12 protein-coding genes and 1 tRNA gene are annotated in these 12,868 nt (G+C 57.0%); 3 read left to right on the plus strand and 10 right to left on the minus strand.

Features of this window, described 5'->3' with window-relative positions; genetic code table 11:
- Positions 1–77: 77 nt before the first annotated feature.
- The 3 genes from G6L01_RS14950 (at position 78) to G6L01_RS14960 (ending at position 2,681) form a co-directional block, all read left to right on the plus strand.
- Positions 78–1,241, plus strand: a complete 1,164-nt coding sequence (locus G6L01_RS14950) for a M20 aminoacylase family protein (RefSeq protein ID WP_071206127.1) — start codon at positions 78–80, stop codon at positions 1,239–1,241.
- A 63-nt stretch (positions 1,242–1,304) separates the two neighbouring features.
- Positions 1,305–1,381 (plus strand) — tRNA-Arg (locus G6L01_RS14955).
- A 199-nt stretch (positions 1,382–1,580) separates the two neighbouring features.
- Entirely contained in the window at positions 1,581–2,681 is a 1,101-nt protein-coding gene (locus G6L01_RS14960) for an AI-2E family transporter (RefSeq protein WP_337692725.1), read from the plus strand.
- Positions 2,682–2,753: 72 nt separating this feature from the next.
- Here the strand turns inward: G6L01_RS14960 and visR are convergent, their stop codons facing one another.
- From visR to G6L01_RS15010, 10 genes are all read right to left on the minus strand, one after another.
- Positions 2,754–3,509 (minus strand): transcriptional regulator VisR, encoded by a 756-nt coding sequence (gene visR, locus G6L01_RS14965; RefSeq protein ID WP_070164344.1) that lies wholly within the window; start codon positions 3,507–3,509, stop codon positions 2,754–2,756.
- Between the two features lie 134 nt (positions 3,510–3,643).
- Positions 3,644–4,297 carry a transcriptional regulator VisN gene (visN, locus tag G6L01_RS14970; RefSeq protein ID WP_234891968.1) on the minus strand — a complete coding sequence of 218 codons (654 nt, stop codon included), beginning with the start codon at positions 4,295–4,297 and terminating at the stop codon, positions 3,644–3,646.
- A gap of 330 nt (positions 4,298–4,627) precedes the next feature.
- Positions 4,628–6,316 (minus strand): flagellar basal-body MS-ring/collar protein FliF, encoded by a 1,689-nt coding sequence (fliF, locus tag G6L01_RS14975; RefSeq protein ID WP_070164342.1) that lies wholly within the window; start codon positions 6,314–6,316, stop codon positions 4,628–4,630.
- A 278-nt stretch (positions 6,317–6,594) separates the two neighbouring features.
- Entirely contained in the window at positions 6,595–6,966 is a 372-nt protein-coding gene (cheT, locus tag G6L01_RS14980) for a chemotaxis protein CheT (protein WP_070164341.1), read from the minus strand.
- 291 nt (positions 6,967–7,257) lie between these two features.
- The gene (gene cheD, locus G6L01_RS14985) at positions 7,258–7,812 is read right to left on the minus strand and encodes a chemoreceptor glutamine deamidase CheD (protein WP_015917355.1); all 555 of its coding nucleotides are present in this window, start codon (positions 7,810–7,812) and stop codon (positions 7,258–7,260) included.
- Complete coding sequence (locus G6L01_RS14990) at positions 7,809–8,198, minus strand: response regulator (RefSeq protein WP_027486928.1); 390 nt, start codon at positions 8,196–8,198, stop codon at positions 7,809–7,811. Before G6L01_RS14990 ends, cheD begins: the two co-directional genes overlap by 4 nt.
- Positions 8,198–9,235 carry a protein-glutamate O-methylesterase CheB gene (gene cheB / locus G6L01_RS14995; RefSeq protein WP_060718644.1) on the minus strand — a complete coding sequence of 346 codons (1,038 nt, stop codon included), beginning with the start codon at positions 9,233–9,235 and terminating at the stop codon, positions 8,198–8,200. Before cheB ends, G6L01_RS14990 begins: the two co-directional genes overlap by 1 nt.
- Positions 9,232–10,140 carry a protein-glutamate O-methyltransferase CheR gene (gene cheR / locus G6L01_RS15000; protein WP_060718645.1) on the minus strand — a complete coding sequence of 303 codons (909 nt, stop codon included), beginning with the start codon at positions 10,138–10,140 and terminating at the stop codon, positions 9,232–9,234. The genes cheB and cheR overlap by 4 nt, the downstream gene beginning before the upstream one ends.
- Positions 10,137–10,604 (minus strand): chemotaxis protein CheW, encoded by a 468-nt coding sequence (locus G6L01_RS15005; protein ID WP_070164340.1) that lies wholly within the window; start codon positions 10,602–10,604, stop codon positions 10,137–10,139. Before G6L01_RS15005 ends, cheR begins: the two co-directional genes overlap by 4 nt.
- Positions 10,605–10,608: 4 nt before the next feature.
- Positions 10,609–12,864, minus strand: a complete 2,256-nt coding sequence (locus G6L01_RS15010) for a chemotaxis protein CheA (protein ID WP_070164339.1) — start codon at positions 12,862–12,864, stop codon at positions 10,609–10,611.
- Positions 12,865–12,868: the final 4 nt, after the last annotated feature.

Raw genomic sequence — 12,868 nt, forward strand, 5'->3', positions numbered from 1 at the left:
ATCAGCAACGTCAATTGCAACCGAGTGATAAATGAGCCGGACCTGCCCGGTTCAAACGCATGTGATCAGGAAAACCGATGCCAATCTTGAACCGCGCCGCAGAACTGGAAGCCGATGTCCGGCAATGGCGCCATCATCTGCACCAGAATCCGGAAATTCTGTATGACGTCCATGAGACGGCTGCCTTTGTCACAGAAAAACTCAAGGAATTCGGCGTCGATGAGGTGGTGACGGGTTTAGGACGCACCGGCGTCGTTGGCCTGATCAAGGGACGTGGCGATGGCAGCCGGGTGATCGGACTTCGCGCCGACATGGATGCGCTCCCCCTGCAAGAAATCACCGGCAAAGCCTGGGCCTCGAAAACCGATGGCCGTATGCATGCCTGTGGCCATGACGGCCATACCGCCATGCTGCTGGGTGCCGCGAAATATCTGGCGGAAAACCGCAATTTCAACGGCTCCGTCGCCGTGATTTTCCAGCCCGCCGAAGAAGGCGGCGCCGGCGCGCTGGCCATGGTGGAAGACGGCCTGATGGAGCGCTTCGACATCGCCGAAGTCTATGGCATGCACAACATGCCCGGCATGCCGGTCGGCACCTTCGCGATCCGCAAGGGCGGGATCATGGCCGCTCCGGACAAATTCTTCATCACCATCAAGGGCCGTGGCGGCCACGCTGCCGAACCGCACCGCGCCATCGATCCGATTGCCATCGGCGCCCAGATCGTCACCAATCTGCAAATGATCGCGGCGCGCAGCGCCAATCCAGTGCGCTCAGTCGTCGTTTCCGTCACCCGCTTTCAGGCGGGAACGACCCACAATATCATTCCCGAACAAGCCGAACTGACCGGCACGGTGCGCACTCATGACGACGAAACGCAGGACATGGCAGAGCGCCGGATCCGCGAAATCGTCGCTGGCATCGCTAGCGCCCATGGGGCGGAAGCAGAGGTGATATATGAGCGCCCCTGCCCGGTCACGGCCAATCATCCTGACGAAACCGACAATGCCGCCCGCGCCGCCATCGATATCGTCGGCGAAGGCAATGTGAACACCGACGTCGATCCCTCGATGGCCGGCGAAGACTTCGCCTTCATGCTGAAGGCCAGGCCCGGCGCCTATATCATGATCGGCAATGGCAATACGGCGGGCCTTCACAACCCGGCCTATGATTTCAACGACGAGGCCATCGCCTACGGCATTTCCTACTGGGTGCGGCTTGCCGAACAACGGCTTTCGGATTGACCCGTTGTCTCATCAGGAAAAGGCTTGGCTTCATCGACGGCTTTTTGTATGGAGATAAACAGTGGTTCCGTAGCTCAGCAGGATAGAGCATCAGATTCCTAATCTGAGGGTCACGCGTTCGAATCGCGTCGGAATCACCATTTTTAAGCCAAAAGCGAAATAAACGATATTTTGCAGTAGGGCCGCCATATTTTCACAAGCTTTTTGGAATTAGGAACTACTATTGGTCGACCGGGCGCGGACCAGCGTCGGCTCATTCTGAAGTTATCATGCTTCAGAGAGGCTTTTGGACTTCGGAGTGTACTGGTGACCGTGAGAACTGCGAAAAACGATAGCGTCGTGACACCGCCCGCCGTTCCTGTACGCCGTGCTGCCGCAGAGCGCTATGCGCTGGTTGCCCCAACCTCGGCGGCGCGCTGGCTGCTGCTAGCCGTCTTGATGGCTAGCGCTTATTTTTTCTACGGTTTCATCGTGCCGTTGCTGGCCGCCATGGTGATCGGCTTTGCAAGCTGGCCGATCTATCGGCGCATCCTGGGCCTCGCCCGTGGCAACAGGACGATTGGTGCAACGATTGCCATCATTCTTGTGGTCTCCTTCATTGTCGTTCCCATCTCGCTGGCGGGTATCTATGCCGTCGATGAGGTGAAAAGCTGGGGCGTCTGGGCCTTGAAGGCCAATGAAGTCGGAGCACCAGTACCGCAGTGGCTCATCCAGGTACCCCTGGCCGGTGCCTGGCTTTCCGAGCATTGGGATCAATATGTCGGCCACCCCGGTGCGCTTGGTGAATTGGTGCAACTGATCAGCGGCGCCAATATCGGCACGATTTACCGTGGCCTTCTGGTGGTCGGCTCCTCGGCGTTCCACAGCTTTCTCACCTTGCTCTTCATGCTGATCGCCCTGTTTTTCGTCTATCGCGACGGGGAGCGTATTGTCGCGCAGGTGGATGTTGTCGGCGAGCGCATCCTGCCCGGTTGCTGGGAACGGGTATCGCGGCTGGTTCCGATGACGATCAGTTCCACAGTGACCGGCATGACGATCATTGCTGTCGGCGAAGGTATCGTGCTTGGCCTCGCCTATTGGATTGCAGGAGTTCCTTCCCCGGTTACGCTGGGCATCATCACCGGCTTCATGGCGCTCATTCCCGGTGGTGCGCCGCTGTCCTTCACCCTGGTCTCGATCTATCTGGTTGCCAGCGGCTCGACCATTGCAGGGGTCGGATTGCTTGCTTGGGGAACCGTGGAACTGTTCATTGTCGACAAGACTTTGCGGCCGAGACTGGTGGGTGGGCCGATCAAGCTTCCTTTCCTGCCAACATTTTTCGGCCTGATCGGCGGCGTCAAGACCATGGGCATGCTCGGCCTGTTCGTCGGCCCGGTGCTGATGGCGATCCTGGTGGCCATCTGGCGCGAATGGCTCCTGGAAGCCAAACAGCCCGAGTGATTGCGCTTCGGTAGCGCTTTCCGACAAACCTATTCAGGAATTTCCGCCAGACAGGAAAATCTATTCAGAAGCTCAGTTGATATAGCCGAGCCTGATAGCCTTGGCGATTGCCTGGATACGGTTGACCGAATCAAGCTTGATCGTTGCCGATCCAAGGTAAGCATTGACGGTATGGACCGAAAGACCGAGATTTTCGGCAATTTCTTCGCTGATCCGCCCATCGCCTGCCAATTGCAGGCAGGCGATTTCCCGGTCGCTCAACGCCTCGGATGGCGCTACTTTTCGCTCGCTCAGGGATAGAATATCCATCATCAGCTTGCAGCTGCGATTATGCATGTCGATCATCACATCGCTATCGAGATCCTCAGATCCATTCAATGCGAAGATGACATAGCCATTGCCGACAGCGCCCAGCCGGACAGGAAAAGCAACGCCCGAAAACGGCAGATTGCCAGCGGGCAGGCGCGATACGAAAGCCCCAAACTCACTGCTGATACAGAATGTGGCGTTGTCCTTGGCATTCCACATCAAAGGCAGCAGCAAATCATCGATGTGGCTCAGCAGAAGGTCGCCATAGCAGGACACAAATGCATCGCTATAGCTGCCGACCATGCCGCTTGCCGCCCAGCTCTCACATTCGCATTGCAACATGCGTTTGCGCGGCAGGCCCGACCCCGCCACCCGAAACACCGCAAAGCTGCGGGCGTTGATCGCCTTCTGCATCGCAATCAACCGAGGAAAAATATCCGCCCGGTTCGCAGCCAGCCGGGCTTTCAGATCTGCCGCCGATCCTGTCCTGCCGCTCGACATGTCTGCATTAAACGCCATGGCTGCCTTTCATACCGATGCTTGAAGATGCGGATGCATCCCCGCCTTGAAGAGGTTTTGGATGCCTCAAGACATCAATGACTTGAGATATCCTGAAGTAGAGCACCAACTGTCGCCTTTAAAGGTCGTCGGCGTTAGACCAGATTGTTGCGAACCGCATAGGCAATCGCTTCGGAGCGAGTTTTCGTAGCGGTCTTGCGCATCACACTGGTGATGTAATTATTGATCGTATTGCGGGAAATACCAAGAATCGTGGCGATTTCATCACTTGTTTTGCCTTCGGCAATCCAAAACAGGCATTCCAATTCGCGTTCCGTCAGCTCGAAGTCACGATCCGCTTTCTGCGACCGTCCTGTCGACAGGCTGACGCAATAGGCTGCCAACAAACCCACATCCCGCAACCGGTCGGGCGAGATTACGAATCCGTCGGGAAGAAGCATGACCAGCGCCAGCCGTGTACGACCGACATTGAACATCACTGAGCAATATTGACGGCTGGCCCCTAAGGGCAGTTCCAGGTCTTCAGGCAGGAGCACGAACTTTGCTTGCAGCAGGCCCAGGCATTTTTCAAGCTCGGTGGCCCGCGAACAGGCAGCCGACAATTCCGTGGCAACCCCACGCGCCAGATCGAACGGCCAGTCGGCCGTCACCACGAAATCCAGCCCATGTTCCTGAATAAGGTCGTATCGCGCCAGGAGATAGTGCGAGGCTCCAGCATAGTCCGTCAGGATATGCATCGCCACCCGAAGCTTTCCTGAGGACGCTGCCGAGGAAAGCTGTCTGATCATCGCATCACGCAACCTGGGGCCTTCAGGCCTGTTCGCCGTCTTCTGGCTACGGATCCCTTGATAGCCCCCAGGCTCAAGGAGTTCGACACTCATAAGGCTCCCCTTTCAAGGGACGAACGGCGACCTCTCACTATGCTTTGCCACGGAAGCCGCCCATTCCCTGGTTAAGCGCGTCATTCGAAACATGCCGAATCACCATAATGTTATTGTATGTAAATAACTTCTAAACGCTACGGGGATTAGCACAGAAGGTGTGGCTTATCCGCACCATACAAAAAAGCTGCGCCAACTTTCACCAGCGCAGCTCTCCTATTCGATTGGATTGAAGGATCAGGCTGCGTTCTCGACCGCCCATTTGCGCAGGATCTTGGCAGCGCGCTCTTCCGAGATTTCCACCATACGCGCCAGGCGCCGTTCCGGTCCTTCCTTGACGCGGCGGTTAAAGCCGCCATTCGGATCATTATCGAGGGCAAGGACATCATCGGCGCTATCGAAGCCGAAGTCGGACCCAAAGCCATCCATCAGCCCGCCACCGGCACCGGCATCAAGACCGGGCGAGAAGTCGGGCAGTTCCAATCCGGCAACAGCGTCGCTGCCACCCTCGAGCGCCGCAGTCCCACCGCCGCCCATCGAGCGTACCATTGGACGAATGCCCATCCAGACAACAAGGAAGGCAACAGCCAGGAAGGCAAGCGAGTTGATGATGCCCGCCATGTTGCGGCTGAGGATTTCCATCACACCGGGACCGGTTGGAGCCTCGCTCAGCAGCTGATTCTCCAGGAAGTCCATCGCCGTCAGGGTCACCACGTCGCCGCGCTTGTCATCGAGCCCGGCAGCCGATTTGACGATTTTCTGCATTTCCGCCAGATAGGCATCGATCTTGGCCTGATCGACCGGTTCGCCGACCATGGTAGCGATACGCTGCTTGTTGACCACAACGGCCACGGAAAGCTTGTCCAGCGTATAGCCATTCTTGACGGTGGCAATCGTCTTGCTGTTGATTTCGTAGTTGGTCTGCTCTTCCTTCTTGTCCTGCTGGTCGGACGATTCAGGACCGGCACCACCCGCTTGCGGCGCTGCCTGCGGAATATTCTGCTCCACGGTCGCTGCGGTATCGGATTGCCGCTGCTGCGACTTCTGTGCTTCCTTGGTTGTACGGGTCGAGCGTTCGACCTTGGATTCAGGATCGTAAACCGTTTCCTGGATCTGCTGCTGGTCAGTATTCAACTGCGCCGTAACGCTGGAGCGGAAATTGTCCATACCGAGGAAGGGTGCGAGGGCCTTGTCGATATTCGATTCGATTTCCTGCTGAACCGACTGGGCGACGCCGAGATTTCGGTTTGCAGTCCCGCCTGTCTCATCACCCGATGCCAGCAACTGGCCGGTCGAATCCAGAATGGTGACATCATCGACTTCAAGACCCGGCACAGCCGAGGCCACCAGATGGCGGATCGAAGCTGCGGATTTGCGACCGGCATCGGAACCGGCTCTGATCATAACCGAGGCTGTTGGCTTTTGCGCGCCGCGCCGGAAATTCCCGACATCCGGCATGACGATATGCACGCGTGCTGCCGCAATACCGTTGATCTGCTGGATCGTCCTGGCAATCTCGCCCTCAAGAGCGCGCACCCGGGTCACTTCCTGCATGAAGGATGTCAGGCCTAGGGAGCCGACATTATCGAACAGTTCGTAGCCGGCATTGGTGCTATTGGGCAGGCCGCGTTCGGCCAGCAACAAACGGGCCTTGCCGGTCATGCCAGCCTGAACCTGAATGCTCTTGCCATCGGCACCGGTCTGAAAACCGACGCCCGCTTCAGCCAGGGCAATACTGATTTGATTGACATCAGTCGCTTCGAGGCCAACGTAAAGGGTCTCAAAGGCGGGCTTATTGATAAAAAACGCCGCACCGATAACCAGCGCCACCGAAACGACGCCAACACCCGCAAGAGTCCATAGTTTTGTAGGTCCCAAGGACGAAAGGTTCTTGAGGACCTGGAGTAGTTGATTGAACAGATTCATTCTGTCTCGCACCGTCAAACATGAGGTTACGGCTTTTGGCCTAGCGTCACCCTAGGACGCGAAGCTTGTGCGAGCGTTTCCTGAAGCCTGCGAACCGAGCCCGACGTGCGGAAACGGATGTCTCAAAACGAAGATCGCCCCACAAGGGAGCGATCGAAACACTTCAGTATTTATGCATTTAAGGAATTATGAAAACTCTTTCTCTTAATTTCTAAGCACTTGCGGAGGTAAACCGCCTCGCAGTTTCGCTGGAAATGCCCTCTCGGGGCTGGCAGAGATCAGAAAAAGTCGAAATCACCCGCCACCTTGCTGAGAGGCTGCGAATGGCCATGACGCAGGCCATCGCCCAGTGCCTTCTGCATTTCGGCAAGCTTGACGAGGCTGAGCGCCGTCGTCATGTCCACTTTCCAGTCGTCGGACACATCCGCCGTAATGGTATCGATAAATTCGGCCAACCCGCGCGATTTCTGCACGGCGAGATCGATACCTTGCAAGACTTTCAGCGTTTCAGCCGATTCCAACGCCTTTGATCCACCCAATTCCAGCAATTGCGGCTCGACCCGCTCGATCAGATAGGCAACGTCGTGAAGTTCCGTCACAACACGCATCAGAATTTCAGGTAATGATTCTTCCACGCTCGTGGCCTCCATACTGACTCAGGCTTCGCAGTTCTGTTCTCCCGGAACCCACCACAGACAAACGCCACGCGGCACGCTCCATTTATGCTTTTTATTCAGTCCCGCCCTGAGCTTGTATAAACGAGCGAAGGGGCGTCCGTTCAGCTCATCCGAAACCGCAAACAGCGTTCGGATGGTCATTCATTTCATGCCAGCCTTGCTCGAATACATCGTATCGTCAGCCGCATCACATACCCTAGATTGTCCTTCAAAATCGTTACGCAACTTTGATCAGTATGGATTACCTGTGAAAGAACGGAACCGTTAGAAAAACTCGATCGAGCTTTCCACTGGCTTTTGCACTTTGACCGGCCGCTGTTCCATGGCCACGGTCTTTTGCGTCTCCGCTCCTGTCAGAGGATACTGGCGGGCACGACCGCTGATCGGCCAGAATTCCAGCTTGCGGCCATGTTCGCCGCCCGTCGAAGAGCCAACCACCTTAATGCCTTCATCTTTCAGAAACTGCGCAGCGAAGGCGGCATTCTGTTCGCCGACATTCGAGAACGTCGCAATCGTCTTCGCGCCCCCGAAAATCTTGGCTTCCAGACGATCGCGCCGAGCCCCCTTCTTCAAGAGGCCGTTGATCAGCAATTCCATCAGATGGACGCCATAGCGCGTGGCATCCCCGCCTCCCATGCCGGGATTGGCAGAGCCCGGCAGGAGGAAATGGTTCATACCGCCGACACCGGCAATGGGATCACGTATGCATGCAGCCACGCAGGAACCCAGGATGGTTGAAAGCACCACATTCGGGTCGCTGACAACCTTGTATTCACCTTGAATAATATGGACCCTGCGAGCCGCAGCTTCGTCACTCATTTTAACGCTCCGAAAACAGCTTCAATGGCCGCCTTCATCTTTTCGATGGTAAACGGCTTGGCGAGTACGTTATTGGCACCCAGTTGGGCCGCCTTCTGCACCAATGCCCTGTCGCCTTGGGCAGTCAGAATGATGAAGGCCGCCTTCTTGGTGGCCGGATTGCTTCGAACCGCCTGCAGAAGGCCGAGACCATCCATCTTCGGCATGTTGAAGTCGGAGATCACCAGATGATGAGGCTGTTGAGCCATGATCTTCATCCCCTGCTCACCGTCGCCGGCAGCCGTGATCTGCTTGAAACCCAGCTGAGTCAGCGCATCGCTCAAAAGTAATCGGCTGGTCACCTGGTCGTCCACTATCAGGACCTTAATTTTTTCAGCTATTGACATTATTCATAACCTTCTTTCCGTGCGGCCGTGAGTTTGAGAATTTCTTCGCCGATTGAGCCAAGCGGCAATTGATGCTCGACGGCACCCAGTTCATGGGCAACGCGAGGCATACCATAGACCACACAGGTCTTTTCGTTCTGCCCAATGGTCCGTGCGCCTGCACTTCGCATTTTGAGCAATCCAGACGCTCCATCGCGCCCCATACCTGTCAGTATGACGCCAACGGCATTGCGTCCAGCCAATTCCGCCACCGAATCAAAGAGAACATCGACCGATGGCCGGTGTCCATTGACCGGGGGCGTGTCCAGCAAACGGCAACTGGGAGCGGATGCGTTCACCACTTGCAGATGCCGTTCTCCACCAGGCGCCAGATAGATCTTGCCGATCTGCAATCTGGCACCGTCGGTTGCTTCCTCCACAACGGGAGCGCAGAGCCGGTTCAACCGCTCCGCAAAACTCTTGGTAAACGTCGGCGGCATGTGTTGGGTAATGACCGTCGGCGGACAATTGGGCGGAAATTTCTGCAGCACGGCAATCAGCGCTTCGACACCCCCTGTCGAAGAACCGATCGCCACGATCTTGCGGCCCACCCGGAAATCGGCAGCAGGCGTGGCAACCGGCGCCGCATGCATGATCTGCCGACGCTGCGAACGGGCAGCCGCCTTGACCTTCTCGGCAAGATCGCCGAACGGACGAGCCTCGCCCGGCATCGGCTTGCCAACGCAGTCGAATGCGCCAATTTCCAAGGCAGCCAGCGTCGCTTCAGCTCCACGATGGGTCATGGTCGAGACCATGATGACAGGCATCGGCCGCAGCCGCATGATCTTTTCGAGAAATTCCAAACCATTCATGTTCGGCATTTCAATATCGAGCGTCACCACATCCGGGTTCAGTTGCTTGATGGCGGCGCGGGCCTCCATGGCATCCTTGGCCTGGCCAATGACGCTGACTTCCGGATCGGAATTGAGAACGGCGGTGATCAGTCCCCGCATGGTCGGGCTGTCATCGACGACGAGAACGCGAGCGGCGGCTATCATACTTTGCGCCCTCCGGTCTTGCCGGTATATTTGTAGGTGGTGATACCGATATTATCGAACAGGTTCTTCGGATCGCCCGACACCCGCTCGGAGTGGCCGATATAAAGATGGCCGCCCTCCGGCAGCAGCCCGGCAAATCGCGACCAGATCTTCACCTGGGTGGGCTCATCGAAATAGATCACCACATTGCGGCAGAAGATCACGTCGAACGGTCCTTTGATCGGCCATTGCGCCATCAAATTCAACTCGTTGAAGGTGATCAGCTTCTTGACCCGGTCATCCACCTGGAATTTTCGGCGTCCACCGACATCGACATCGCGGAACCATTGCTTGCGCATGGCCGGGCTCACGGTTTCCAGCGCTGTTTCGTCATAGGCTCCGGCACGAGCCAGCGCCAGGATCTTCGGATCGATATCCGTTGCCAAGATCCTGAAATCGTAGTCGGCGGCATTCGGCATCAAGGACAGGACCGTCAAGGCGATGGAATAGGGCTCCTGCCCATCAGAACAGGCGGCAGACCAGATCCGCACGCGACCGCCGGCCTTGGCGCGGTTGATCAACCCCGGCAGAACCTCGGTGCGCAAATGATCAAAGTGATGGTTCTCACGAAAGAACCGGGTGAAATTCGTTGTCAGATGCGACAACATTTCGCGTCGCGCCCCGGCCCCCTCCTGGGAAGAGACAAGCGCGCAATATTCACGAAATCCACGCAATCCAAGATTGCGAATATGCTTCGACAGTCTTGAATAGACAAGGGAAGCCTTGGAATCGTTCAGCGCAATCCCGGCATCGGCATAGATCATCGCAGCAATTTCGTTGAGATCGCGGCGGGTCAACGGGTATTCGCCACTGGCCATGATCTCGTCGTCCGATTGCCGGCTATGCGCAGAAAAGGTCGATGTCATGCCGCTTCGCTTTCAGTTTCAGAGAAAAGGCCCGCCAGCTCAATCAAACAGATCATCCGTTTGTCAATGGCGAGGATGCCCCTTGCATATTGGCGCTCGAGATCAGACGAGACCTCAGGCGTCGGTTGGATCGCATCATCTGTTACGCTCAGTACGTCCGACACGGCATCCACCAGCAGGCCGACGACCTTGGTCCTGATCTGGACCACGATAATCACATGCCGAACGGTCGGCTCTGTTCGCTTCAGCCCGAGCCGGATCGCCAGATCGACGATCGGCAGGACAGCACCACGCAGGTTGATCACGCCCATCACGTAATGAGGAGACTGTGGTAACGGCGTTGCGGGGGTCCATCCACGGATTTCCCGCACCTGCATGATGTTGACACAAAACTCCTGATTACCGACACGGAACGCGATCAACTCGCGATTCCCCTGAACCAGATTTTCGACCGCATTCGACATTGGACTATCCTGCGACGGCTAACGACATTTCCTGCTTGAGAGACTGACCGCGCGAAGCAGCAACGACAGCATCCACATCCAGGATCAGAGCCACGCGGCCATCGCCCAGAATAGTTGCCGCGGCGATACCGGGCACATGAGTATAGTTGGCCTCGAGGCTCTTGATGACCACCTGACGCTGACCCTGGATGGCATCGACCATCAAGGCGCGCTGACCGCCACCTTCCGATTCAACCAACAGAGCAACACCATCGATCGGGTTGGCCTGGGCCGAGCGGAAGTTCAGGATCCGACCGACATCCACCAATGGGCAGAAGCTGTTGCGGATCGAAATCAGCCGCTGGTTGGCCCCGAAGGAATGGATATTCTGGGCTTCCGGCTGCAAGGTTTCAACGATGGCCGTCAAGGGAACGACAAGCGTCTGGCCAGCAACGGTAACGACCATGCCATCCAGAACCGCCAGTGTCAGCGGCAAGCTCATGGTGAAAGTCGAGCCCTGACCGGGGCGCGAGCTGATGGAGATGCGCCCGCCCAATGCCTGGATGGACCGCTTGACCACGTCCATGCCAACGCCACGGCCGGAAATGTCGGAAATCTTGTCCGCCGTGGAAAAGCCCGGCATGAAAATCAGATTGTCGATTTCCTCATCGGACAGATTGGCGTCGGCAGCGATGATATCGTTATCGATTGCCTTCTGGCGGACCCGTTCGCGGTTGATACCGGCACCATCATCGACCAGTTCGATCACGATACGGCCAGACCGGTGCTTTGCCGTCAGCTTGACCGTGCCTTCCGGGTTCTTGCCGGCGGCAGTACGCTTTTCGGGTGTTTCGATACCATGGTCAACGGCATTGCGGATCATGTGTGTCAGCGGCTCGGCCAGCTTGTCGATGACCGTCTTGTCCACTTCGGTGTTTTCACCTTCGGTGACCAGGCGGATCGATTTTCCAACCATATCAGCAACTTCGCGGACGATACGCGACATGCGCTGGAACACCGGCTTGACCGGCTGAGCACGGATCGCCATGACCGAATCCTGGATCTCGCGGGTGAGCTGTTGCAGCTCTTCGAGGCCCATATTGATCGACGACGTGCCGTTGGTGTCATTTTCGATGACGCTCTGTGACAGCATGGCCTGGTTGATGACAAGCTCACCCACCAGATTGATCAGGCGGTCGACGCGATCGAGATCGACGCGGATCGTTTGCCCGGCAGCAGAAGCTGCGGACTGGTTTTGCGCGGCGGCAGCGGCAGCGGCGGCAGCAGCGGCTGGAGATTCTCTCTTCTCCCTGACGGCACTGACCACTTTGGTTGCGGTATCGGCGGCTTCCACGGCCTCGGCAATCAAGTCGGCCGAGCTATCGTCAGCCTCTTCAGCGCCGCTGTCGTCGTCCAGCGCGGACAGATCGAACGGCACCGGTACCATCGGCAGCTCATCGCTTCCTTCAGCAGCAGTCGCTTCCTGCTCCTTGATTTCCAGTTCGCAATCCCATTCGGCAAACTCGAAAACAGTCCGAACGCCTTCTTCGCCTTTTTCGCTCTTCACCAGGATTTTCCAGGAGAAGTAAGCCTCCTCGGGATCCATGGATTCCAGCGTCGGAACGGCGCTTACATTACAGTTCAGGCTGACTTCGCCGATACGCGACAGATCGCGCAGCAAGAGCGTGGCGTCATTGCCCTTGGCATAGAGATCCCGGCGCGGCTTGAAGGTCACTTCAAGCGGAGGAGACACAATGGGCGGCTCTTCGTCGGCAAAATCGTCAAAGGAGAATGGAACGGGTGCAAAACCGCTATCATCCGTTGCTGCTGGCGCAGGCGCAGGCTTGGCAGCCGCCTTTGGCGCAGGTGCCGGTGCTGTGGCGGATGACGAAGGCATTTCACCCTTGGCAAGCGCTTCCAGTTCCTTGACAAGGCCGCTTGAACGCGAAGGATCGACGCTGCCACCGTCACGAGAAGCATTGGTCAGGTCGGCGAGCACGTCGGCCGACTTGAGCATGACCTTCATGACTTCAATGCCCGGTTCCAGCTTATTGGATCGAACGCAATCAAGGGTGGTCTCAAAAACGTGAGCGAAGGCAACGAGATCGTCGAGACCGAACGCGCCTGCGCCTCCTTTGATGGAATGAACAGCTCGGAAAACAGCATTCACCGTCTCCGGGTCACGATCCCCATCGTTCATTTTCAGAAGACCGGATTCCAGTTCCGCGAGCTGTTCCTCGCATTCCTGGAAAAAGATCTCTTTGATTTCGTTCATATCCATCGAA

The organism is Agrobacterium vitis (genome assembly GCF_013337045.2).
In the GTDB taxonomy this organism is placed as follows: Bacteria; Pseudomonadota; Alphaproteobacteria; order Rhizobiales; family Rhizobiaceae; genus Allorhizobium; species Allorhizobium vitis_B.

Excerpts from the sequence above, each read along its gene's own strand:
- visN (WP_234891968.1), bottom strand. The coding sequence starts at position 4,297 with ATGATCAGACAGCTTTCCTCGGCAGCGTCCTCAGGAAAGCTTCGGGTG.
- G6L01_RS14990 (WP_027486928.1), bottom strand. The coding sequence starts at position 8,198 with ATGTCAATAGCTGAAAAAATTAAGGTCCTGATAGTGGACGACCAGGTG.
- cheD (WP_015917355.1), bottom strand. The coding sequence starts at position 7,812 with ATGAGTGACGAAGCTGCGGCTCGCAGGGTCCATATTATTCAAGGTGAA.
- cheB (WP_060718644.1), bottom strand. The coding sequence starts at position 9,235 with ATGATAGCCGCCGCTCGCGTTCTCGTCGTCGATGACAGCCCGACCATG.
- G6L01_RS14950 (WP_071206127.1), top strand. The coding sequence starts at position 78 with ATGCCAATCTTGAACCGCGCCGCAGAACTGGAAGCCGATGTCCGGCAA.
- G6L01_RS15010 (WP_070164339.1), bottom strand. The coding sequence starts at position 12,864 with ATGGATATGAACGAAATCAAAGAGATCTTTTTCCAGGAATGCGAGGAA.
- visR (WP_070164344.1), bottom strand. The coding sequence starts at position 3,509 with ATGGCGTTTAATGCAGACATGTCGAGCGGCAGGACAGGATCGGCGGCA.
- cheT (WP_070164341.1), bottom strand. The coding sequence starts at position 6,966 with ATGGAGGCCACGAGCGTGGAAGAATCATTACCTGAAATTCTGATGCGT.
- G6L01_RS15005 (WP_070164340.1), bottom strand. The coding sequence starts at position 10,604 with ATGTCGAATGCGGTCGAAAATCTGGTTCAGGGGAATCGCGAGTTGATC.
- fliF (WP_070164342.1), bottom strand. The coding sequence starts at position 6,316 with ATGAATCTGTTCAATCAACTACTCCAGGTCCTCAAGAACCTTTCGTCC.
- cheR (WP_060718645.1), bottom strand. The coding sequence starts at position 10,140 with ATGACATCGACCTTTTCTGCGCATAGCCGGCAATCGGACGACGAGATC.